The 21,621-nt window shown below is 59.6% G+C and carries 17 protein-coding genes; 5 read left to right on the top strand and 12 right to left on the bottom strand.

Going from position 1 to position 21,621, the window contains the following annotated elements; translation table 11 throughout:
- Positions 1-37: 37 nt before the first annotated feature.
- From KB449_RS20275 to KB449_RS20305, 7 genes are all read right to left on the bottom strand, one after another.
- On the bottom strand, positions 38-799 hold the full coding sequence (locus KB449_RS20275; RefSeq protein ID WP_282910096.1) for an SDR family NAD(P)-dependent oxidoreductase: 762 nt from the start codon (positions 797-799) through the stop codon (positions 38-40).
- On the bottom strand, positions 790-2,547 hold the full coding sequence (gene ilvD, locus KB449_RS20280) for a dihydroxy-acid dehydratase (protein ID WP_282910097.1): 1,758 nt from the start codon (positions 2,545-2,547) through the stop codon (positions 790-792). The genes KB449_RS20275 and ilvD overlap by 10 nt, the downstream gene beginning before the upstream one ends.
- Positions 2,548-2,614: 67 nt before the next feature.
- Positions 2,615-4,105, bottom strand: coding sequence for a M81 family metallopeptidase (locus tag KB449_RS20285; protein ID WP_282910098.1), 1,491 nt, complete (start codon positions 4,103-4,105; stop codon positions 2,615-2,617).
- A gap of 47 nt (positions 4,106-4,152) precedes the next feature.
- Entirely contained in the window at positions 4,153-6,132 is a 1,980-nt protein-coding gene (locus KB449_RS20290; RefSeq protein WP_282910099.1) for a glycoside hydrolase family protein, read from the bottom strand.
- Position 6,133: 1 nt separating this feature from the next.
- The gene (locus KB449_RS20295) at positions 6,134-6,961 is read right to left on the bottom strand and encodes a carbohydrate ABC transporter permease (RefSeq protein WP_282910100.1); all 828 of its coding nucleotides are present in this window, start codon (positions 6,959-6,961) and stop codon (positions 6,134-6,136) included.
- A complete protein-coding gene (locus KB449_RS20300; protein ID WP_282910101.1) occupies positions 6,961-7,845 on the bottom strand; it encodes a carbohydrate ABC transporter permease in 885 nt (294 codons plus the stop codon). The genes KB449_RS20295 and KB449_RS20300 overlap by 1 nt, the downstream gene beginning before the upstream one ends.
- A gap of 84 nt (positions 7,846-7,929) precedes the next feature.
- Positions 7,930-9,270 carry an ABC transporter substrate-binding protein gene (locus tag KB449_RS20305; protein WP_282910102.1) on the bottom strand — a complete coding sequence of 447 codons (1,341 nt, stop codon included), beginning with the start codon at positions 9,268-9,270 and terminating at the stop codon, positions 7,930-7,932.
- A 174-nt stretch (positions 9,271-9,444) separates the two neighbouring features.
- Between KB449_RS20305 and KB449_RS20310 the strand changes: the two genes are divergently transcribed.
- Both KB449_RS20310 and KB449_RS20315 read left to right on the top strand, forming a co-directional pair.
- Entirely contained in the window at positions 9,445-11,211 is a 1,767-nt protein-coding gene (locus tag KB449_RS20310) for a sensor histidine kinase (protein WP_282910103.1), read from the top strand.
- 11 nt (positions 11,212-11,222) lie between these two features.
- A complete protein-coding gene (locus KB449_RS20315) occupies positions 11,223-12,773 on the top strand; it encodes a response regulator transcription factor (protein WP_282910104.1) in 1,551 nt (516 codons plus the stop codon).
- Between the two features lie 135 nt (positions 12,774-12,908).
- Here KB449_RS20315 and KB449_RS20320 read toward each other — a convergent pair whose 3' ends face one another.
- The 3 genes from KB449_RS20320 to KB449_RS20330 all read right to left on the bottom strand — a co-directional run bounded on the left by KB449_RS20320 (position 12,909) and on the right by KB449_RS20330 (position 16,760).
- The gene (locus KB449_RS20320) at positions 12,909-13,571 is read right to left on the bottom strand and encodes a PsbP-related protein (protein WP_282912875.1); all 663 of its coding nucleotides are present in this window, start codon (positions 13,569-13,571) and stop codon (positions 12,909-12,911) included.
- A 39-nt stretch (positions 13,572-13,610) separates the two neighbouring features.
- Positions 13,611-14,765, bottom strand: coding sequence for a stalk domain-containing protein (locus KB449_RS20325; RefSeq protein ID WP_282910105.1), 1,155 nt, complete (start codon positions 14,763-14,765; stop codon positions 13,611-13,613).
- A gap of 225 nt (positions 14,766-14,990) precedes the next feature.
- Complete coding sequence (locus KB449_RS20330) at positions 14,991-16,760, bottom strand: DUF4091 domain-containing protein (RefSeq protein WP_282910106.1); 1,770 nt, start codon at positions 16,758-16,760, stop codon at positions 14,991-14,993.
- A gap of 159 nt (positions 16,761-16,919) precedes the next feature.
- Between KB449_RS20330 and KB449_RS20335 the strand changes: the two genes are divergently transcribed.
- From KB449_RS20335 to KB449_RS20345, 3 genes are all read left to right on the top strand, one after another.
- Positions 16,920-17,780: an AraC family transcriptional regulator gene (locus tag KB449_RS20335; RefSeq protein WP_282910107.1), complete on the top strand. Its 861-nt coding sequence runs from the start codon at positions 16,920-16,922 to the stop codon at positions 17,778-17,780.
- Positions 17,770-18,609, top strand: coding sequence for a helix-turn-helix domain-containing protein (locus KB449_RS20340; RefSeq protein WP_282910108.1), 840 nt, complete (start codon positions 17,770-17,772; stop codon positions 18,607-18,609). The genes KB449_RS20335 and KB449_RS20340 overlap by 11 nt, the downstream gene beginning before the upstream one ends.
- 99 nt (positions 18,610-18,708) lie before the next feature.
- Positions 18,709-19,707 carry a zinc-dependent alcohol dehydrogenase gene (locus tag KB449_RS20345; RefSeq protein ID WP_282910109.1) on the top strand — a complete coding sequence of 333 codons (999 nt, stop codon included), beginning with the start codon at positions 18,709-18,711 and terminating at the stop codon, positions 19,705-19,707.
- Positions 19,708-19,746: 39 nt separating this feature from the next.
- Here KB449_RS20345 and KB449_RS20350 read toward each other — a convergent pair whose 3' ends face one another.
- Entirely contained in the window at positions 19,747-20,613 is an 867-nt protein-coding gene (locus KB449_RS20350) for a carbohydrate ABC transporter permease (RefSeq protein WP_282910110.1), read from the bottom strand.
- A gap of 16 nt (positions 20,614-20,629) precedes the next feature.
- Positions 20,630-21,538 carry an ABC transporter permease gene (locus KB449_RS20355; protein ID WP_282910111.1) on the bottom strand — a complete coding sequence of 303 codons (909 nt, stop codon included), beginning with the start codon at positions 21,536-21,538 and terminating at the stop codon, positions 20,630-20,632.
- Positions 21,539-21,621: the final 83 nt, after the last annotated feature.

A 21,621-nucleotide genomic window follows, 5' to 3' on the forward strand; every position in this document is an offset into this window, starting at 1 on the left:
CCGGACGTGCGGCGGCGCGCCGGTCCTACGCTCCGCTTCAGTGCATCATCCAGCCGCCGTCGACGTTCAGCGTCTGCCCGGTAACGAAGTCGCTGTCGGGGGAAGCGAGAAAGACGAACGCCCCCTCCAGGTCGGCCGGCGTCTCGCGCCGGGCGAAGCTTTGCCATTCCGCCAGCTTGCGCTCGGCCTCCTTCAGCTCTTCGGAACCGACCTTCGCCAGCTCCGTCTCCGTCAGCACGGCGCCGGGCGTCAGACAATTGACCGTAATGCCGTCGCCCGCCACCTCCCGGGCCAACGCGCGGGTGAAGCCGACGACCGCTCCCTTGGAAGCGACGTAATGGACGAAATTCGCCTGTCCGGTGAAGAAGGTGACCGACGAGACGTTGACGATCTTGCCGTAGCGCTGCGCCTGCATGTAAGGATGTACCGCCTTGGCGCACAGAAACTGGGAGCGGACGTTGACGCCCATCACCTGATCCCAGTCGTCCGCCGTAATCTCGGTCCACCGCTTGCGGGGATCGATGCCCGCGTTGTTGACGAGAATGTGGACCGTGCCGCAGCGGTCCGCGATCTCGCGCACCATTCGGCGAACCTCGTCCTCCCTGGACACGTCGGCTTGAACGAAAAACGCCTCGCCGCCGCTTGCGTTAATCTCATCGACGACCGCTTCGGCCAGCTCCGGACAGGCGCGGTCGACAATTGCAACGACGGCCCCCTCCGCGGCGTAGCGTCTGGCGACGGCTGCGCCGATCGATTGGGCCGCGCCGGTGACGATGGCCGTTTTGCCGCTCAACCGCATCTCGGCGTCCCTCCTACGGAAGACGATCCGCCCTCCAGCGCGGGCCGCGCCAGCGCCGTATATTGGCGCAGGACGCCCTTGTGGGCGAAGGCCGGCGGCTGCCATTGCGCCAGTCTGTCCCGCATCACCTCCTTCATGATGTCAGGTCCGCGCTCGATTCCGTCCTCTCCCACAACGTCGATGCGCCGGTTCGGGATATCGATGAGGATCAGATCGCCGCTCTTCACAGCGGCGATGGGGCCGCCGTCCAGCGCCTCCGGGCCCAGATAGCCGATGCACGGTCCGCGCGTCGCTCCGGAGAACCGCCCGTCGGTCACGAGCGACGTCGTGCGCGACAGGACGGGATCGGATGCGATCAGCTCGGAGATGAAGAACATCTCCGGCATGCCGACCGCCTTCGGCCCCTGGTAGCGGATGACGATGACGTCTCCGGGCCGGATCGTTTTGGCCACCAGGGCGTCCACCGCCTCCCGCTCGTTGTCGAACACGACGGCCGGACCTTGATGCCGCTGCATGTCCGCTGCGACGGCGAATTTTTTGATCGTCGCGCCCGCCGGAGCGAGGTTGCCCTTCAGTACGGCGAGGGAGCCTTCGCTCTTAAGCGGCTTTTTGAGCGGATAGATGACGTCCCGGCGGTTCAGCTTGTAATTGGCCAGGAACATCTCCGCATAGCGGGGCATCTCGCTCTTGCGGAATTCGTCCAGGTTCTCCCCGACGGTGCGGCCGGTGACAGTCAGCGCGTCCGTATGGAGCAGTTCCCTGATTTCCTCCATGACAAAAGGGACGCCGCCCGCATACCAGAACAGCTCCGTCGGGTAATGGCCGGCGGTTTTCGTATCGACCAGGACGGGCACCCGGCCGTGAATCTCGTCGAACCGGTCCGCCGACAGCTCGATGCCCGTCTCCCGGGCAATCGCGATCAGATGCATGACCGCGTTCAGCGAGCCGCCGATGGCGGAATGCACCATAATGGCGTTCTCGAACGACTGGCGGGTCAAAATATCCGAAGGCTTGATGCCGGCGCGGGCGAGCCGCATCACCTGCTGGCCCGCTTCGCGGGCGGACCGGCGAATCTCGGCGTTCGTCGCCGGAATAAGCGCCGACCAGGGCAGCGCCAGGCCCAGCGCTTCGGCCATCGCCTGCATCGTCGCCGCCGTCCCCATATACTGGCAGGCGCCGCAGGTCGGACAGCAGGCGCGCTGGAAGGCGAGGAATTCCTCCTTCGTCATTTTGCCGCTCTCCGTCTCGACGCTCATATGCCACAGCTCTTCGTTGGAACGCATGCAGGGCCCCGCGCCCATCGCTCCCCCCGGAATATGGATCGCCGGTATATCCAGCCGGGCGATCGCCATCAGATGCGCCGGCACCGCCTTGTCGCCGGCCGACGAGAGCACCATCGCGTCGAACGGCGTCGCCATGGCGTGGATCTCCACCATCGAAGCGATCATATCCCGCGACGGCAGCGAATAATGCATGCCGTTATGGGCCTGCGCCACGCCGTCGCATATGTCCGTCGTCGTATACACGGCCGGCTTGCCTCCGAGCTGGTAGACGCCCTTCTCCGCCTCGGCGACGAGCTCGCCGAGATGATAGGAGCTCGGATGGCTCGAGCCCATCGTGCTCTCCACAAGCACCTGGATTTTATCCAGATCCTCGACGCTCCAGTCCATCGACATGCGCAGCGCGTCGCCCTCGAAGCTGATCTTGCGCACTTTCTGGCTGGCGTACAGCGTCTCTTCGTTCGTCATCGCGCCCATCCTCCATTCGTCCGGCGCGGCGTTCACGTCCTGCGCGCCGCCGCTCGTTCGCTTTCGTTCATCGTGATTGCCTCCAGTCGAAATGGTCGTCGAACGGGTACATCGGCCGGTCGATGTTGACGAAGTTAAGCGACTTGATATTGGCCGTGCTTGCTCCCGGCGTATCCAGGATGTAGATGCGGGACGACAGCTTCTCGTATTCGGAGCGGAACTGGTTGGCGGACTTCACCAGCACGATATCCGCCTCCGCCGGCTCCAGACCGATGCTTCGGTACATGGCGGGATCGCCGGTGAAAACGGCGTTCTCCATCACGAGCAGCGACAGACCGCCGATCGCCAGCACGGCGCAGTGTCCCATATCCGCCTCCAAATTTTTGATGAAGCCGCCGCCGAAGCGGAACTTGCCGCTGCCGACGGCTGCGACCTCGGCTTCGATCTCCAGCGGCAGCCCCGCCTCGGTCGATATCGAGTGGCCGACGGCCAGCTTGACCCGGCTCCCGCTTCCCGCCGCCGACGCCTTGCGCGCCGCCTCGGCGTCGACGATGGACAGCAGCGCCGTCCGGCGATGCTGCACGTTCAACCGCAGCAGCTCGCGCAGCACGTAATTGCTGTCGCCCGGCGAGCCCGCTCCGGGGCTGTCCGCGGAATCGGAGAGAACGACCGGCCTCCCGGAGTCCTCGCCGTCCAGCAGGCCGACGATCGCCTCCACCGTATGCAGCTCCACGTCGAACGCCGCTCTGCGCTCCCACATCATCGCCGCCAGCCGGTCCGCCTCGGCTTCCGCCCGGGCCCGGTCCGCTCCGACGACAACGACGGAGCAGCCCATCTCCTTCACGTCCAGCCAGGGCTGTACCGCGAACAGCGACGTGGCGATCGAAGCGCCCGCTTTCTCCCCGGCTTCCGCCTCCAGCCATAATTCCCGCATAGGCCCCCGGTACGTTTGCTGGTTTTCCGCAGGCACGATCATCGGCACTTTGCGGAAGGCGACCGCCGGGCGGCGGGAATCTTCGATCATATCGAACAGCAGGCAGGCTGCCCGATGGCCCGTTTCCATATAGTCCACATGGGGGAACGTCCGGTAGCCGGCGATTCCGTCCGCAAGAGCGGCGATCCGCCGGGTCACGTTCGCATGCGAATCCAGCGTGACGACGATCTTTATGCCCGGTCCGACGATCGCGCGGACGTCCTCCAGCACCTCTCCGACAGCGTCGTCTTCGTCGTCCGCGCACCAAGCGCCGTGCAGCGCCAGCAGCACGCCGTCCGCCTGACGCAGCCGCCCGATGCGGCTCAGCAGCATCCGCTTCAGCTCGTCGAACGGCGTCCGTCCGATTCTTCCGGAGGAGACCGCGCCCGCATACAGCGTCGGCAGCAGCTCCACTCCCCGTTCCTTGGCCGCCAGATAGAAGCCGCTCAGTTCGTTGCGCGCCGTCCCTCCGCTCGCCAGCTCCTCGTCCGCCGCCATATAATAGCGCCGGAAATCGTCTACGGTGACGGACGCCGTACTGAACGTGTTGCTCTCCTGCACCAATCCGCCGACAATGACTCTCATGCCCGCAGCAGCTCCCTTCTTTTCTGTGGTCCTTCGATCGACCTCGTTTACGTATGCTCCTCCGCGCCCGATCCGGCCGCTGCAAAGTCGAACGAATCGCAGACCATCGCCCCGCCGTCTGCGAGCTCGACGGTGACAGCGCGATAGCCGCTAGCGAGCTCGCCGCTGTCGAAGACGACGCGGGAAGGCCCGGCGGTCTCGGAAGCCAGGTCGATCGTCGCGAGCAGCGTTCCGTCCAGGTATACGCGGACTCGCCCGAGCGAGCGGTCCGTCGGACTCCACAGCCTGAACCGTCCGCCGTTATAATTCCATTTGACCCGGCTGCCCGCGCGATCGGTCCGATACCCGAAGCCGAAGCGTAGCCGCTCGTCCGTCACCCGCGTCCAGCCCTCCGGCTCTGCGGCGCCGCCGTCTCTGGCGGGCGCATGGCCCGCGCCGATCATCCCTTCCGTCGCCAGACACGCCACCGTCAAGGGGTCGCCCGCGCGGTCGAGCGCGAAGCGGTCGACCCGCAACGCGCTTCCCGCCCCCGCCAGCAGCCCGACCGCGCCGCGGCGGATCGCGATGCGCCCGGACCAGACGTTAACGCCGTTTATCGTCAGGCTCGAGCCTTCGGCCGCGTAACGGAGCAGAATTTCGTCCGCCGCTGCCGGTACGTTCTTCACTGCCGGCACGTTCGCCCCCGCCCCCGCTGGCGGATATTTGCCCGCGGCCAGCGGCGCGACGCCTCCCGAATCGTCATGGTCGGTCAGGCTCCAGTGGCTGTCCGACCATTGCAGCCGCAGCATATCGCGGTACATCAACGGATGCATAGCCGCTCCCGCAGTCGTGATGTCGGGACCGATCGGCGCCCGGCACGCCCAGCAGACGCTTTTTATCCCTGCGGAGCCGACCTTGGCCTCAAGCGCGAATTCGCCGAATTCCGCCGCCAGAAAGCTGAAGGCGTCGCCGTTCGGCGCGGACAGCCGGAACGTCTCGCCCCGGTCGATGTCCGCCCAGACGCATTCGGCGAAGTTGATTGTCCCGACATCCTCCTCCGGAGCCGTCTTGGCGGGGTAGATAACCCGGAAGCGCCCGTCCGCCTCCGGCAGACCGGCCAGCGTCTGGCCCCATATGCCCTGCTTCTCGTGCGCCAGGTCCTCCGCATGCCACAGCGAGCCGTACTTCATCAGCCGCCAGGCCTTGGGCAGATGGGCCCGCTCCCGCTCCGCCCGGTACAGCGCCTGAAAGCCGCGGTTCAGCGCCAGCGAAGTGAACGGCGCGTACACATGCCGCTCGTCCTCGAAGGCGGGGAAGAACTCCACAATCGGCGGGTGGAATACTTGACTTTGCGGATGCAAAAGGAGTACCGGCGCCGAGTAAGGCCCCTCCGGCCGTTCCGCCGTCATCGCCGCGAGCGCCCACGTGCCGCCCCAGTTCTGCGGCGTGCTGGCCATCGCCACGATCAGCCAATCCCGCTCCCGCCGGATGAGCGACGAGGCGTACAATCGTTTGTATCGGCCGAGCAGCGGCGGCTGGTCCGATTCCCGGTGAACCGGCGCCGCCGTGATGGCGAACGGACCCTCGGGCGTCAGGGCGACGGCGTAGCCGATGCCGCCGTCGGCATTGCCGGGCGACGCCCAGCCGAATACGGCATGGTAGCGTCCGCCGTCCCAGACGACGCACAGGTCGGCCGCGCCGCCGCGCCGGCCGTCCCGCGAGTCGTAACCGTCCGGCGTCCCCTCCAGCACGGGCCCGACCGGCTGCCAGGATGCGCCGTCGTCCGCCGAGCGCATGGCGACGACATGCAGGCTGTCGCCGGAAGTCTCCGGCGGCCAGTAGCCTTTGTAATAAAGCGACATATACACATAAAGCAGACCGGACACGGGATCCCGGAACAGCGTCCCGTTCACCGGCCACTCGAACGGAACCTTTCCCTTGTAGACCGGGTTCGCCGGGGACCGCACAAACGTGTCGAAGGACGGATCGCCGATGACGGGATGCCTGAACCAGTCGTTCTTGCGGATATTGCGCGCATAATCGATCATGCTATGCCTTCACCGAGCCGGCCGTCAGGCCGGACACCATGTACCGCTGGCCGAAGACGAAGAAGATCAGGCTCGGCAGCGTGGCGATCAGAATGTCCGCGAACAGCAGGTCCCACTGCTGCTTGTATTTGCCGAAGAAGATAAAGACGGTCATCGGCAGGGGCCATTTGTCTCCTCCCGAGAAATACAGGTACGTCGACACGTCGTTCCAGACGCCGATGAAGTTGAGGACGACGACCGTCACGGACACCGGGGCGAGCAGCGGCAAAATGATCGAGACGAACATCTGGTAGGGCTTGCTGCCGTCTATAATAGCCGCCTCGTCGATTTCTCTCGGTATTGTTTTCAGAAAACCGATATACAGAAAGACGCTCAAGGGCAGCGTATAGGTCGTAAAAATGGCGATCAGACCGAAATACGTGTTGTTGAGATCGAGAATGAGCATGGCGAAATAGGTCGGTATGATCGCGGTCGGAATAATGATGCCGGACAAAAAATACAGGCTGGCGAATCGGGCGAACCGCGTTCCTTTTCTGGCGATATAATAGGCGGCGGCGGCCGAGAACAGCCCTCCGATGAGCACGACCGTGATGCCAATGAACAGCCCGTTGTAGATGCCCGACAGCGCGTTGGACTTCTCGAACACTTTTGCATAGTTGTCGAAATGCAGCTGCTTCGGCCAGTTGTAGCCGAGCCGGTTGGCGTGGATCGTATCCTTCAGCGAGTTGACGACGACGATCCAGACGGGCAGCAGATAGACCGCCACGACGCCCAGCATGATCAGCTCCGCGAAAAGCTTCCACAGTTTTGCGAGTCTCGAAATCTGCATTAATATTCGACCTCCAGCTTGCGGAACAAGCCAAGCGTGATGAAGCTGACGACGCTGATGACGACCGTGAACAGCAGTCCGGCCGCGGCCGAATAGCCGTACAAGCCCGTCGAGAACGATTTGAAAATGAAGGTGCCGTACACCTGCGTCGCGTCGTTGGGGCCCCCGTTCGTCAGTCCGAACACCTGGCCGAACACTTTGGCGCCCCCGATCAGGCACAGAATGAAATTGATGGTGATGGCCGGCATCGTCAAGGGCAGCGTAATGTTGAAAAATCTTCGAAAGCTGCCCGCCCCGTCGACGGTTGCGGCCTCGTAATATTCTTGCGGCACCGACTGCAGCCCCGTCAGGAAAATGACGACCGTAATGCCGATGCTGGCCCAGACGTCCATGGCGCAGATCGACAGCATGGCAAAACGCAGATCCGTCAGCCACTCCTGGGCGAGGAAGCCGAGGCCGACGCTGCGCAGAAAGACGTTGATCGGCCCGAACTCCGGCTGGTACAGCGCGCTGAACACGAAGGCGATGACCAGCGGGTTAAATACGATCGGAGAGAAGATAATCGTCCGGTACAGATGCTTGAGCTTAATCTGATTGTTGAGAATGATGGCCAGCAGGAAGCCGACGACGATCTTCACGCTGGTGGTCAATACGGTGAAAATCAGCGTATTCTTGATCGAAATGGAGAAGATCGACGACTCGAACAGATCGACGAAGTTGGTCCAGCCGTTAAAGGCCGGCTTCAGCGGGTAGTAGGAGGACCAGTCGGTAAACGCCATCGCGAACCCGGACAGATTGGGGATGATGAAAAACAGGCTGAACAAGAGAAACGCCGGCAGGACGAACAATATCGTATACTGCTTCGATACGCCTTTTGAAAGCATGGCCTTACCGCCTTCCGTAATCGGCGCGGGCGCGCCGTTCGCCGCGCCCGCGCAATCGCAAATTTTGTAGAGGCGCTCCGGCCGTTACCAGCCCGGCGTCTTGATCGTGCGGTTCAACTGGGCGTAATCCTTATACCAGTCGTCGAACGCCTTGTCGATCGGCTTGTCGGCGAAGATGTCCCGGAACGGCTTGCCGCTATCCGAGAAATTGAAGGTCGGGAAATGCTGGCGGAACACGTCCAGCGTGATCGGAATTTGGTTCGCGGTCGTCAGCTGCTTCATTTCCTGCTGGAACGGATTCTGGTCGGTCGCGTAGCCTTCATACGGGCTCGCGCCCTGGTCGGGAGCGACCATGATTTTGAAGTTGTCCGGCTCCATAAGGAAGTTGACCAGTTCTTTGGCCTCTTCCTTATGCTTGCTGTTGCTCGGCACGCCGAAGGCGCGGCCCGACAGGTTGACGACGCCGCTGATATAATCGTCGCCGAGCGTGATCGGCATCATGCCGAGATCCTTAACCTTCTCGGGATCGGTCTTGGCGAGATCGGCGTACAGCCAGTCGCCCAGCACCGTCATGCCGTATTTGCCATCCAGCAGCCCCTGATAGCCGTCGGGAATCTGCACGGTCATATGATTGTCGTTAACATACGGCTTGAGTGCCAGCATCCGGTTGGCGAATTCGACCAGCGCCTTGACGTCGTTCGGCTTCTCCTCGTTTTTGACGATCTTCTCCACGTCTTCGTCGGGGAACGTGTAGACGCCGCCGACGGCTTGCAGCATCTGGTACGTCCAGCCCTCCTTGCCGGGAATGAACAGCGGCGTTGCGCCCGTCTGCTTGATTTTCTCCATGCCCGCCGTCAGTTCCGCGTAATTCATCATCGGCACCTTGACGCCGGCTTTCTCGAACACCTTCTTGTTGTAAATGGCGCCGAAGTAGCCGAGCGGCGTCGCGTACGCTTCGTACACCTGACCGTCCTTGGCGGCGAACTGCTTGACGCTGTCGATCATCTTGTCCGCCCACGGGCCGGAAAGCGGTTCCAGGAAAGTGAAAGGAACGTAGCCGTCGCCCACGTTGGCCTGGAACAGATCGGGGGCGTCGTCCGTCGACATTTTCGTCTTGAGAATGTTGATGAATTGATCGTCCGGATAGACGTCGAGCCTGACCTTGTTGCCGGTCGCCTTCTCGTAGGCGGCCAGCGCGTTCTTCAGTCCGACCGATTCGCCCCAGCTGTTGAAGGTGGATAGCACCAGCTCGACCGGCTTCTTGGCAGGCGCCGGGATGGCTGACGCGCCGGCATTGGACGCTTGCGAGCCGGAGTCGCCGGCGTTGTCGTCCGCTTTATTGCCGTTTCCGCAGGCCGCCAGGATACCCATCAGGATGACGAACGCCAAGATGGCCGCCGTCGATTTGAGTCTGGAATGTCGCATTCTTCGAACGCCTCCGATAATTGTAATGTGTGCCGCCAGCTCGTTGCCCCCTTATGATAGCAAACGGCCAAAGCCGTCCGATATGGAAGATCGTTCGGGCGGTCTGGATTTTTGGACAGACATCCGGAGAGCGGATTCGTTTGTGCTATACTGTGGGCAAGGCGGTGATCGGCAGTGAAATTGAGGAATTCCCTGCAGGCAAAAGTCTTCTTCGTCTATTCACTGGTATTCGTTGCGATTACGATCATGGCAAGCGTTCCCGCCTATCTCTATCTGAAGAAAGGCATCGAGAAAAATGCCTTGAACAATATAAACCAGACGGTGGCGACGATCAGCGGCAAGCTGGATACGAGCTGGGGCGAGTTCAATAGCATCAGCAAGCAGGCTTATCTCAGCACCGGAATCAACGGACGGACGGTCATTCAATATTTGGAGCTGCTGGCCGCCGACGGCGAATCGTACGATACGTTCGAATCGGGCAAGGCGGTGGACGACTTTCTCGGCCTCATCTCGGCGATTTACAACGATATTCACCGGATCGGCATCGTCACCGCCCAGAACGCGGTCTATCTCCGCCCTTCCGTCCGCCAGCTGGCCAACCGGCCGCCGGACAATCTCGCCGAGCTTGACGCTGTGCGCCGATCGAGCGGCCAGACGCTGCTCCGCTACCGGGACAAGGACTATGCCGCCAATCCCGACGACGTGCCCGTCTTCGTGTTCAGCCGCCTGCTCAATCCGAAGCAAAACAAAATCGGCGTTATCGAGATGCAAATTGAAGTCGCCAAGCTCATCCCGCTCGAACAGCTGGAGACGATGCCGGGATCCCGGCTGCTCGTTACGGCGGGCGACCGCGTCATCTACGCGCGCGCGGACGACCGGAACGGCGAGGCAACGGACGGCGGGGCCGCCGCCGCTGCGGGCGCCGCAGGGCAAAATGAATACGCCTTCAGACAGACGGCGCCGAAGTCCGGCCTGTCCGTCGTGCTGACGGTGCCGCGCACGGTCGTATTCTCGGAGCTCGACCTGTTCCGCAATGTGGCGGTCGCCACGGTCGTCGTCCTTATCCTCTTTTCGGTCGCCGTCTTTTATTATTTGTCCCGCGTGCTCACCCAGCCGCTGGTGAAGCTGAAGAACGCGATCGATTCGATCGACCTGCAGGACGCGCAGCCAAAAATCGACAACAAATTCAGAATGAACGAAATTCAGAAAATCAACTTCTCGTTTCGCAACATGAACGACCGGCTGCAGCATTCGCTGGAAAAAATCGTCCGCTTCCGCACGCTGCAGCTGCAATCCCAGTTCGAGACCCTGCAGGCGCAGATCAATCCGCATTTCCTGTTCAACATGCTCGGCATCATTCAAGCCTCGGCCGAGAGCGGCCAGCTGGAGCAGGTCAACATGCTGAGCCGCAATTTGTCTGAATTTATGCGATATTCCATCTCGATGGATGCCCCGACCACGACGCTCGACAAGGAGACCGCCTTCACCGCGCAATACCTGGAACTGATGAAGACGCGCTACATGCACCTGCTGGAATACGAATTCGACCTCGATCCCGACATGCTGTTTATTTTCGTTCCGAAGCTCATCCTTCAGCCGCTTGTGGAAAATGCCATCAAGCACGGGTTCGGCGGAAACGCCCGCCCGCTGCGCATCTCCGTCATCGGCCGGCTGGAGGGCGAATGGTGGGAGCTGCGGGTGCTCGACAACGGCGCCGGCTTCGCGGACGATGGACTGGCCGCCGTCAACGGCAAGATCGAGTCGTCGCTGGCGAGGCTGGACGCGGACTTCGAGCAGATCCGCCTCGACCTGGGCGGCATGGGCATGGTCAGCACGATCGTGCGGATGAAGCTGCAGTTCCGGCATCAGTTCCGGTATGCGATCGGCAATCGGCCGGGCGGCGGGGCGGAAATCGTGCTGCGCGGCACATTCAACGGATAGGGTGATGAAGCATGAACATCATGATCGTGGACGACGAGCCGTTCTTCATCGAACAATTCAAACGCAGAATCGAGGAGCTGGGCCGGGAGCTGCGGGTGGCGCTTAACGTTGCGGCGGAATGCTACGACGGACGGGAGGCGCTGCGGCGCATCGCCGAGCGGAAGCCGGACGTCGTCTTTACGGACATTCAGATGACGGCGCTGAGCGGTATCGATCTGGCCCGGGCGATCCGCGAATTCGACGCGGAGCTGCCCGTCGTCGTCGTCAGCGCCTATCCTTCGTTCGACTACGTGCGGGAGGCGATCCGCTTCAATGTCGTCGACTATTTGCTGAAGCCGGTCGATCTGCATTCGCTGCGCAGCCTGATCGAAAAGCTGCTGCTGCGGACGCGCAACAAGTCTTATCGGGCGCAGCGGGCCGCCCTGCTCGCGCTGCTCGGATCGCCGCATGCCTCCGAGGACGACGATTCCGCCGTCCGTCCGTTGTTCGCCTTTCCGCTGTACCGCGCTTTTCTGGTGCAAAATATGGCCATCATTCAGGAGCATCCCGTGCTGGTGCCGGACGACGACGAGGCGGAGGAACGGCTGCGGTCGCTGCTCGCGGTGGAGCTGGGCGAGGACGATCGGTTATGGAGCATACCGCTCGACGACGGCCGCTCCCAGCTGCTCGTGGCCGGACTGCGCGAAGACGACCGGACGAAGCTGGACCGTTTTCGCCGAGCCGTCTCCCTGCATTTCTCGAGAAACGGCATCGCGCCTTCGGTCGGCTGCAGCGAACCGTTCGGCGATATCCGCCGATTGGGGCAGCTGGTACCCGCGCTGCGCAACGTGCTGACCGAACGGACCGTCATCGGCAAGCCGCAATGGCTCGATTCCTCCGCGCCGGAGCGGCCGCTCGCGCCCCAATTCACCAAGGTCGAAAAGAAGCAGCTCGAGCGGCTGCTCGTTCGCGGCGACCACGCCGGAATCGCCAGTCTGATCCGCCATACGGTGCAGCTGTGGGAGGCGGACGGCAGTCCGATGATCATCGTGCGGCTTCAGATCAAGGAGATCGTCGGCATTCTCGAAAACGACGAGCGCGAGACGAAAGGGTTCAAACTGCGGAATTGGGACGCCCGGATCGAGGAGCTGCTGCAGATGGCCCGGTCGTTCGCGGAGCTGGCGGACGGCTTGATCGCCATGCTGGCCCGCAGCTTCGAATGGGAGCTCGACGAGCTGAACAGCGGAGATCTGGTTCGCTTATTTGCCAAGATCGAGCTGTACATCGCCGCCCATATCGGACAGCCGCTGTCGCTGACGCAACTGATGAACAAATTCCACATTTCCAAGACGCTGCTCTGCGGCCTGTTCCGGGAAAACAGCGGCAAGTCGTTCGTGGAATACGTCACCGCCATGCGCATGCGCAAAGCCCAGGAGCTGATGGTCCATTTCCCGTCCATGCGCAACAAGGAAATCGCCGAAATGGTCGGCTATGCCGACCAAAACTACTTCAGCCGCGTATTTACGGCCACGGCGGGCATGAGCCCGAGCGAATACCGGTCCCGTCATGCCGTGTCCGGATGACGCCGCCCGGGTCAGCCTCGTTCCCTGCTCGCGGCTGCCCCAGCCGCTTGAGAAAGGGGACATCGATCAAAAACGCAAACGGGACAAGCAGGGAATTGCTCTGCTTTGTCCCGTTGAACAACTTCCGCTTTGTAGTTAATAAATGACCAATGTCTCCACCATTTTTCCGACCGTCTCGACATACTTGTCAAAGGCATCATCTTCAGCCAGATAGGTCAGAATATACGCCTTTCCGTTCTTGATCGACAGTAGCTGCTGCCAAGTCAGACTAAAATCTCCTTGTTTTCCCGTATACTTAATCACTTTGATGTCCAGACCGTCGTCCGTCGAAAAATTCTCCTCCGAAATCATCTTGAAATCCGTAATGACTTCTTGCAGCTGCTGCTTCGTCAGCTCCACATATTGTGCAAGATCCATCTGATCCTCGCCGAGATCTTGCATGGAAATGCTGACATTATCCCGGAACTTGTCGCCGTCCTCAAGCGCCGTCATAAAGCTGACGATGGCGCCCGGAACATCGTGGCTTAATTCCCACTTCTCCGGATACTGAATTTCTACGCCGCTGCCTTCATCCTTAAACAATACGAAACCGGGAAGCACTTGAGCGGAGGGCGCCATACCCGAATCGCCGGGGCTCGCACTCGGACTTGCGCTTGCGCTCGGGCTCGAAGCAGGCAGCTCGGACGCGGTTAGCATCGCGTCATTGTTCTTGTCGCTCGCACCGCCTCCGCAGGCAGCCAATACGAGCGCAAGGCTCAGCGGCAAAGACCATTTTAATATTGGCTTAACTCTAAGCATACTCAATGTAAATTCCTCTTTTCTAATCGTTCGTCCGGTCTAGGGCAGCTTCAATTCGATCTCGAGGCGATAATAGGCGCCGACGATATTCTCGAAGTCTGCCACCAACGACTCTTGGAAATCGTTCTTATCGAGCAACCCTACCAACAAGCTCTTGGCCGGTTCCCCATTCGGCACCAAACGGGCCGTAATCTTGTAGCGGCCGATCGGCACGCCTGCAATGCCGAAGCCGTTATCGGTAACTTTGCCGTGCCCGACGATCTTTTTGCCCGCCCCTCCCGAGATCTGTCCAACTGGCTCCAGCGTCAACTCGACATCCTCCCGTTCAGGAGGCGGGAGTGTAACGTCTGCGGGGTCCCATAAATCGGCCATATGAAACACCACGGTCCCGGTCTTCGTCAGCGCCGTAAAATTGCGAATGGCTCCCAAATTGCCGGCAAACGGATCATCGTTGTCCGGGGTCAGGTCAATAGGCGTCGATACGCCGTTCAATTCGATCGTGGTTTCTCCGCTTGCGCTCCAAGTTGTCGCCATTTTGCTTAATTCGATTCGATAACGGCCCTTCTCATCGGTCACGCCCGCTTGGTTGCTGTTGTACAGCAGCATGTTGTCGGCATATATCTTCGCCCCCTTGATCGGGTGCCCATCCGCATCGACGACGGTACCCTTCAAGACGTAAGGCTCGATCCCTGTCTGGTCGCCGTCATCCGTGCCGTTGCCGGGCGTTTTTTTCTTATCGTTAATATGAATGATGACTTCGTTCGCTTTGTTCGCTACCTCGACCGCATATCCGCTATTCTCCGACACGAAGCGAAGCGGCACCATCGTACTGCCTTTTACGACTTGAGCCGGAACATCCAACGAAACTTTCTGTCCGTTAACGACGGCGGTTTTACCGTTGATCGGCAGGATGATTTCGAGCCCGTTTTTCTTGCCGATCGCTTTCTCGACGCCGCCCTTCTCTTTCACCCACTCTACTTTAAAGCCTAGCGTTTCCAACAATTTGCGGAAGGGTACGAGGGTTCGGCCATCCTTCATAATTGGAGCAGCTTCTTCAAACGTAATGGCCTGGCCATTATAAAACACGCTTATCTTCTTCTCTTGAGCCGCCGATGCGGACGCGGGTACCGCCATAATAAAAAGCAGCACAATCGCAAGCAGGAAGCCTGCCATGCGGAAACGATTCCTATTCATTGCAATTGCTCCTTTCCGTAGTCCCCTTAATTATGAATAAGAAGTCATCCAATCATCTCATGAACCGGCTGCATGCATCAGGAGCAGCGTACCCAAACTCAAGATGACGCGGTCACGACTTCATGTCATCGAAGTCACAGGCGGATCGCGGCGAAAATGACGAAACGCAAAAAAGGGAGCTGTCCAAGACAGTCCCCGTACAAGTGCGCATAGTTTCATTTCATTTTAAGCTTCCCTGGCTACATGTTCGCCGGTGCCCGCAAGCGCCTCCAGCACGCCGGCGATGATCTCCTCGAAATGCTCGTCGTTCAGCGAGAACAGCTCTTCCTTCCGCTTGCGCGAGTGCCTGTGCAGCTCCTTCTTGTCGCTCCATAGGAACACCTTTCGCATACGCTGCTCGAGCTGCTGCCGGTCGCCGCCCTTGCGGACATAACGCGCGAGCAGCTCGAAATCGCGAATGCCTTTTTGCAGCAGCTTGTACCGCAGGGACAGCATCGGCATCCCGTCCCGTCCCGGATAGACGAAGTTGGTGTCGCCTGCCGGGAAAACCGGATAGTGATACGAGATCTTGTTCAGCGGATCGTTCGGCCACACCGTATAGTTCCAGCGCAAGAAGCCGTCCAGCCGGAATTGCCATGCCAGCCATGGGAGCAGCCTGCTCTCCAGCAGATGGGAGGCGATGAACGTATTGGCGTGCATCTGTTCGCAGGCAACGTAAAATAGCGTCTTTCCATCTTTCCCCTGCTTCAAAGCCATCAGCTCGTCGTACTCGTCGGCTACGCAATCCAGGCTCGGCACATGGTCGAGCAGCCCTTCTTCCTTGATAAACTCCGCATGATTGATCGCGACTTTGTACCGGAAGGAGGGCGCCATCTCCCGGAGCGCGCTCAAGCGGCCGCGGAAACGCTCGAGATCCGCCGGCTCGTCCGCCAGAATTCGCACCTTGCCGATCCAGTCTTTATCGATGAAATTTTTCTCTAAAGCGGACACGTACCGCGCGAGCTCGCCTTTGTCTTTGATGTATTTGTACGTACCGCTGCGCTCGTCGAAGTACCGGACGCGGACGGCATCGTCAAGATCCGGAACGAGCCGGCCGTAGCCCGCTTCCTCGATGACCCAAATATTCAGCAGCCCGAACACTTCGATCTCGCTGTCGATGCCGTGCTTCATGCACAGCTCCACGTACCGATTCAGCGCCCCGAAGTCGTATGCCCATTCCCCGTCCGCACGCATCGTGACGTTCACGATGCTGTACTCGAACATATTCGCCGGGTCAACCCTGTCGAACGCGGAACCTTGTCCCGACCACGGAACCTCGGATACGACCACGGTAGCGGCTTTTTGACCGAGCTCCGCCAGCGAGGCGACGTAACCTTCCATGATCTCAAAATGCCGGTCGCTCCACAGCTCGACATCGTATTTGCGCGCGATGTTGGCATTGTGCTGCCAGAGATCCAAATAAAACGAATAGTCGGCCGGCGGGGGCAGCTCCACTTCCAGCACCCGGACCTCGAACCCAAGCGTCCCTACGAGCGTCTCGTCCTCGAACATCCGGTGACGGTAAACGGAGATTTGCGGGCGATATACGCCGGGCTTCGCATCTGCATCGATCTCTACCTCTACCCATACGGGCTGCACCCTTTTCTTCTCCACATAGATGACGCCTTGATCCAGAATCATATCCGACTTGAGCTGCCGGTCGTCATCCTCTACCAGTCCGATCAGCTTCGCCTTGACGCGGCCTTGGGACAAGCCGGGCACATCCACGCTAATGCGGAGGACGTCAATCGGGCCGCGCTCGTAGAAAGCGGCTTCTCCGTTCACGCCGACGAGCATCTCATCCTCGGAATAGAGGAGCAGCTGCGCGGCCACCCTGTCGTTTTTCCCGACCGTCAGCCGAATGTCCTTCGGTTCGTCGAAAGGCACCGTAAATTTATGCAGAACGCCAAGTACATATTTATAGCTCTCGTATTCAAGTCCAAGCGCAATCGTCATTCGGACAGCCCCCCGCTTCAATGTGCTTACCCTCCGAGTATACGTTCCGCCCCCTGCTAGTCATATGCCATTTATCCGCGAGAATATGGATTATTCCCGCATTTATGATACAGTTAAGCCAAATGTCCCTCGAGGGCGTTCCGAAGGCGGGGCGAAGACGTGGAGTTCGAAAGCTTTTACCGGTTGCCCGACGAAGACGATAAAGGCTTCAACGATCCGGGACATTATCTGCTGATCAACTCGGTCGGCTATTACAAGTTCGAATCGTTCTTCCGAATGACGCACCGGAGACTCGGACGTAAGGATTTTTACCTTTCTTACAACCATGCGGGTCCGATGACCGTGCGTCTTCGGGGACAGCAGCGGATGCTCGCGCCCGGCAGCTTCTTCCTGCTCCGTCCCTTCGAAGAACAGTACTACGGCCATCACGGGGAACAGGAGTTTTTCGCCTATTGGGTCCACTTCACGGGCTACGGCGCGGAGGAGCTTCTGCATCGGGCGGGACTGCTGGCAAATCAATCGGTTCAAGCGGGAGCGGACGACCGCACGGTCGAGCTGTTCGAGGCGATGATGGAGGAAGTACGAGACAAGAAGCCCGGCTACGAGCTGGCCTCCTCTTCCCTGCTGTCCTATCTGTTTTCGATGATCGCCAGACGCAATGCCAGCGACAGCGTCTTCGACGCAGGACCGGTACGCAACGAAATTTACGAATCGATCAAGTACATTCATGATCATTACGCAGAAGAGATGTATGTCGGCCGATTGGCGGAGCTTGCCCATCTGAGCACCGACCGGTTCACGGCGTTGTTCAAACGCATCACGTCCACGACGCCACAGCAGTACATTCTCCGGTTCCGGCTGCAGCGGGCCTGCGAGCTCATGAAGCGGACCAACATGAATATCAAGCAAATCTCGGGCCTGACAGGCTTCGAGGACCAGCTCTACTTCAGCCGGATTTTCAAAAAATATTACCGCGAGACCCCATCCCAATACCGGGCGAGGTTCCATGATGAAGGATAATCCGCTTCGTTCCCTGCTGGCGGCCGCCGAGCTGACGGTGCTGAAGTTCGACAACCACCGTCTGCGCGCGATCAACTACCGCAACCGCGTCATTCAGGATTACTATATGATGACCTACGTCCGCAGCGGATCGGCCAAGCTCAGAGTCGAGGACCGCGTATACGACATTCCGCCGGGCACCGTCATTTTTATCCCCCCGCTCCTTGAACATGACCAATACAAAGACACGGACGAGGAGACGGAGTTTCTCTGGTGGCATTTTACGTACCGGATCCAGAATGCGATCGACGTGCTGCCTTTCTTGCGGATCCCGTTTATTTATCCGCTGCGCGACCATCGCCGGTTCGAGGACGCGTTCGACGAGCTGATGCTATGCCAGAACCCGGAGGACGGACATCTCCCGAAGGTGATCCTGCAAAAAGCGAAGTCGCTCGAGCTGCTGTACGTGCTGCTGGACAATGCCGTCGGCCAAGCAGGCGCCGAAAATCCGGCGCTGCCGCCGGCGGGCTTCCTGTCCCTGCTGCTTAAGATCGCCACCCGGCCCGAAGCCAACTTTACGCTCGCCGAGCTGGCCAAAGAACTGCATATGAATCCGACTTACGTCAGCAATCAATTCAAGAAGACGTTCGGCAAATCTCCGATTCTGCTCCACCGGGAGATGAAGATCGCCAAAGCCAAATCCATGCTGGAAACGGGCGAGCGCACCGTCGCCGACATCGGCGCCGACCTCGGCTTCCAGGACGTGCAGAGCTTCACCCGGCTGTTCAAGAAATACGCGGGCATCTCGCCGAGCCAGTACAAACGGTTGTTTGATTATAGACCTGTATAAGTGTTAACGATCCCTGAATTACGGCGCTAGGATAAGCATGGCGGATCCCACTACAATTGATCTATCAGGGCGATTAAGCCCGTAAGAGGAGGCTGTAAATTGGAATCGTGGAACGTCTTTTTTCCCCAGGCGCAGCAAGTCGAGATACGCAAAGAACCGCTCGACCCGGCGCTCGGGCGAACGGAAATCTTGTGCCGGTCGGTGGCGTCGCTCATCAGCACCGGCACGGAGCTCCAGTGCCTAAGAGGCGTCTTCGATGCGGGGACCAACTGGTCGGATTGGGTGAAGTACCCCTTCCAGCCCGGCTATCTGACGACGGCCGAGGTGCTGGAGGTCGGACCGGACGTGACGGGCATTCGCCCGGGAGACCGCATCAATGCGGGGCATTCTCATGCGCAATACTTTAAAATCGAAGCCAGGGACGCCTACCCTCTTCCGAAGGAAATCAGCGCCGAGCAGGGACTCTGGCTGAGCTTGGCCAAGACGACGCAGCTTGGCGTGCGGCGGGCGGAGCTGCAGCTCGGGGAAACGGTCGGCATCGTCGGGCTCGGGCTTCTGGGCCAATTGGCCGCCCAATACGCTTATTTGTCAGGCGCCCGGGAAATCTACGCCATCGATCCGGCCGAGAGCCGGCTCGACCTGCTGCCGAAAAAGCCGGGCATTCGACCGCTGCCCATGAACGCGGAAGCAGCAAGAGAAGCGATCCGCGCGGCGACGGGAGGCAAAATGCTCGACGTCGTATTCGACGTCACCGGTCATCCGTCCGTCCTTGCCCAGGCCACCTTGCTCGTCAAGCCGTTCGGCCGCGTCGTGCTGCTTGGCGATACCTCGGTGCCGTCACAGCAACCGCTCGGACCGAACGTCGTATCGGATTCCATCTCGATTCTGGGCATCCATGCCTCCAAAAATTACCGGGACTGGGACCATCCTGCGATGTCCGAGCTTTTCCTGCGTTACCTCATCCAGGGCCGCATGGATATCGCGCCGCTCATTACGCACCGGTATTCGCCGATGGACGCGCCGGAAGCGTACGGCCTGCTCGCGAATAACCGCAGCTCGGCCATGGGCGTGCTGTTCGATTGGACGCGTTTGGATTAAGCGGGGGCGGCCTTCCAGGTCGCCTTTAACCTTTAACCTTTAGCCTTTAACCGAGCCCATCATGGCGCCTTTGATGAAGTGCTTCTGGATGAACGGGTAAAACAGCAAGATCGGCAGCGTACCGACGAGAATGACCGCGTACTTCAAGGATTCCAGCACGACCTTCTTGTCTCCGAGGGCGGAGCTGACCGTGATATCCGATATCACGCCCATCATGACGATATTCCGAATGATCACTTGCAGCGGATACAAGTCCGCATTCCGGAGATATAGCAGGGCGCTGAAGAAATTGCCCCAGATTTGAACCGCGTAAAACAGCATGACCGTGAGCAGCACTGGCTTGGATAAGGGTAAGACGATCCGCGTCAAGATTCCCGCGTCGGACAATCCGTCGATCTTGCCGGACTCCTCCAATTCCCGCGGGATTCCCTGGAAGAACGTGCGCATAATGATCAGATTGAAGGCGGTAACGAGGTTCGGTATCACCATGGCCCAGATCGTATCGAGCAGGTGATAATTACGTACCGTGAGATAAGTCGGAATCATGCCGCCCGAGAATAAGATCGTGAACACGATCATCAGCATGAACGTTTTGCCGAAGACGAGGTTTCTTCTCGATAGGGAGTAGGCGCCCATCGTCGTGACGATCAGAGACAAAGTCGTTCCGAGCACGACGTAAATGAGCGTGTTTTTGTAACCGGTCAGTATTCGCTTGTCGCTTAGAACGGCCGCAAAGGCGTCGAAGTTGATGCCCTTGGGCCAGATGCTGATTCGATTGCCGACCACGAATTCCGCGGAGCTTAACGATACGGCCGCCATGTGGATAAAAGGAAACAGCATCGTGCAGGCAAAGAGAGCCAGGATCAGGACATTCACGATATCAAATAAGCCCGTTCGTTGTTTCAATCCGTCTTCCGCCCCTTTACCATAAGCTGGTCTCGCTGAATCTGCGGCTGATCCTGTTGCTCACGTAGACGAGCACGAATCCGATTACGCCCATGAACAGGTCGATCGCCGCGCCGTAACTGAAATTCCCTTGCAAAAGGCCGATCCGGTACACGTAGGTCGAGATGATATCCGACGTATCGTACGTCGCCGCATTGGACAGCAGGAATACCTTTTCGAAGCTGATCTCGAGAATCTGGCCCACCTGCATGAGGAACATGATGGCGACCGTCGTCGCGAGGCCGGGAAGCGTGACGTGCCAGATCTGCTTCAGCCTGCCCGCGCCGTCCATTCTCGCCGCTTCGTACAGCTGCGGATCTATCGTCGTGACGGCTGCCAAATAAATAATCGAACCCCATCCGACTTGCTGCCAAATTTCCGAGCTGACGAAGATCGTCCGGAACCAACCAGGCTCCTGCAGGAAGTTAATGGCCGGGAACCCCATGTCCTGTAGGGCGTGATTCAGCCAGCCCGTACTGGGCGACAAAAACATGTCGATCATGCTGGCGACGACCACGATGGACAGAAAATACGGCATGTAGCTCACCGTTTGCACGAATCTTTTGAATATCATGCTGCGCACTTCATTCAGCATCAAGGCCAGAACGATCGGCGCCGGGAAACCGAACAGCAGCTTATAAAAACCGAGGAGCACCGTATTCTTGATAATGATTCTGGCGTCGGGATTTTCGAAGAACATCCTGTAATATTTGAGCCCGACCCATGGGCTCCCCGCGATGCCCTTGAACAGGTTGTAGTCCATAAACGAGATGGTGATCCCGAACATGGGCACGTAGCGGAACATGATGTAGAAAATCATGGTCGGCGCCAGCAGCAGAAGAAAGATCCGATCGCGTTTGATCTGCCCCAGGATGGATAATTTCAATGTCGGGTCTCCTTCCTTAAGAGATAGAGCCGGCCGCCGCAAGCGGGCGGCCGACCCTATAGGATTGAATGGTTGCTTCGGTT

This window comes from Cohnella hashimotonis, assembly GCF_030014955.1.
Classification (GTDB): domain Bacteria; phylum Bacillota; class Bacilli; order Paenibacillales; family Paenibacillaceae; genus Cohnella; species Cohnella hashimotonis.

Bases quoted from the DNA above. Each gene is read 5' to 3' on its own strand.
- ilvD (WP_282910097.1), bottom strand. From the start codon at position 2,547: ATGACGAACGAAGAGACGCTGTACGCCAGCCAGAAAGTGCGCAAGATC.
- KB449_RS20290 (WP_282910099.1), bottom strand. From the start codon at position 6,132: ATGATCGATTATGCGCGCAATATCCGCAAGAACGACTGGTTCAGGCAT.
- KB449_RS20285 (WP_282910098.1), bottom strand. From the start codon at position 4,105: ATGAGAGTCATTGTCGGCGGATTGGTGCAGGAGAGCAACACGTTCAGT.
- KB449_RS20315 (WP_282910104.1), top strand. From the start codon at position 11,223: ATGAACATCATGATCGTGGACGACGAGCCGTTCTTCATCGAACAATTC.
- KB449_RS20275 (WP_282910096.1), bottom strand. From the start codon at position 799: ATGCGGTTGAGCGGCAAAACGGCCATCGTCACCGGCGCGGCCCAATCG.
- KB449_RS20340 (WP_282910108.1), top strand. From the start codon at position 17,770: ATGAAGGATAATCCGCTTCGTTCCCTGCTGGCGGCCGCCGAGCTGACG.
- KB449_RS20295 (WP_282910100.1), bottom strand. From the start codon at position 6,961: ATGCAGATTTCGAGACTCGCAAAACTGTGGAAGCTTTTCGCGGAGCTG.
- KB449_RS20325 (WP_282910105.1), bottom strand. From the start codon at position 14,765: ATGAATAGGAATCGTTTCCGCATGGCAGGCTTCCTGCTTGCGATTGTG.
- KB449_RS20320 (WP_282912875.1), bottom strand. From the start codon at position 13,571: ATGCTTAGAGTTAAGCCAATATTAAAATGGTCTTTGCCGCTGAGCCTT.
- KB449_RS20305 (WP_282910102.1), bottom strand. From the start codon at position 9,270: ATGCGACATTCCAGACTCAAATCGACGGCGGCCATCTTGGCGTTCGTC.
- KB449_RS20300 (WP_282910101.1), bottom strand. From the start codon at position 7,845: ATGCTTTCAAAAGGCGTATCGAAGCAGTATACGATATTGTTCGTCCTG.
- KB449_RS20330 (WP_282910106.1), bottom strand. From the start codon at position 16,760: ATGACGATTGCGCTTGGACTTGAATACGAGAGCTATAAATATGTACTT.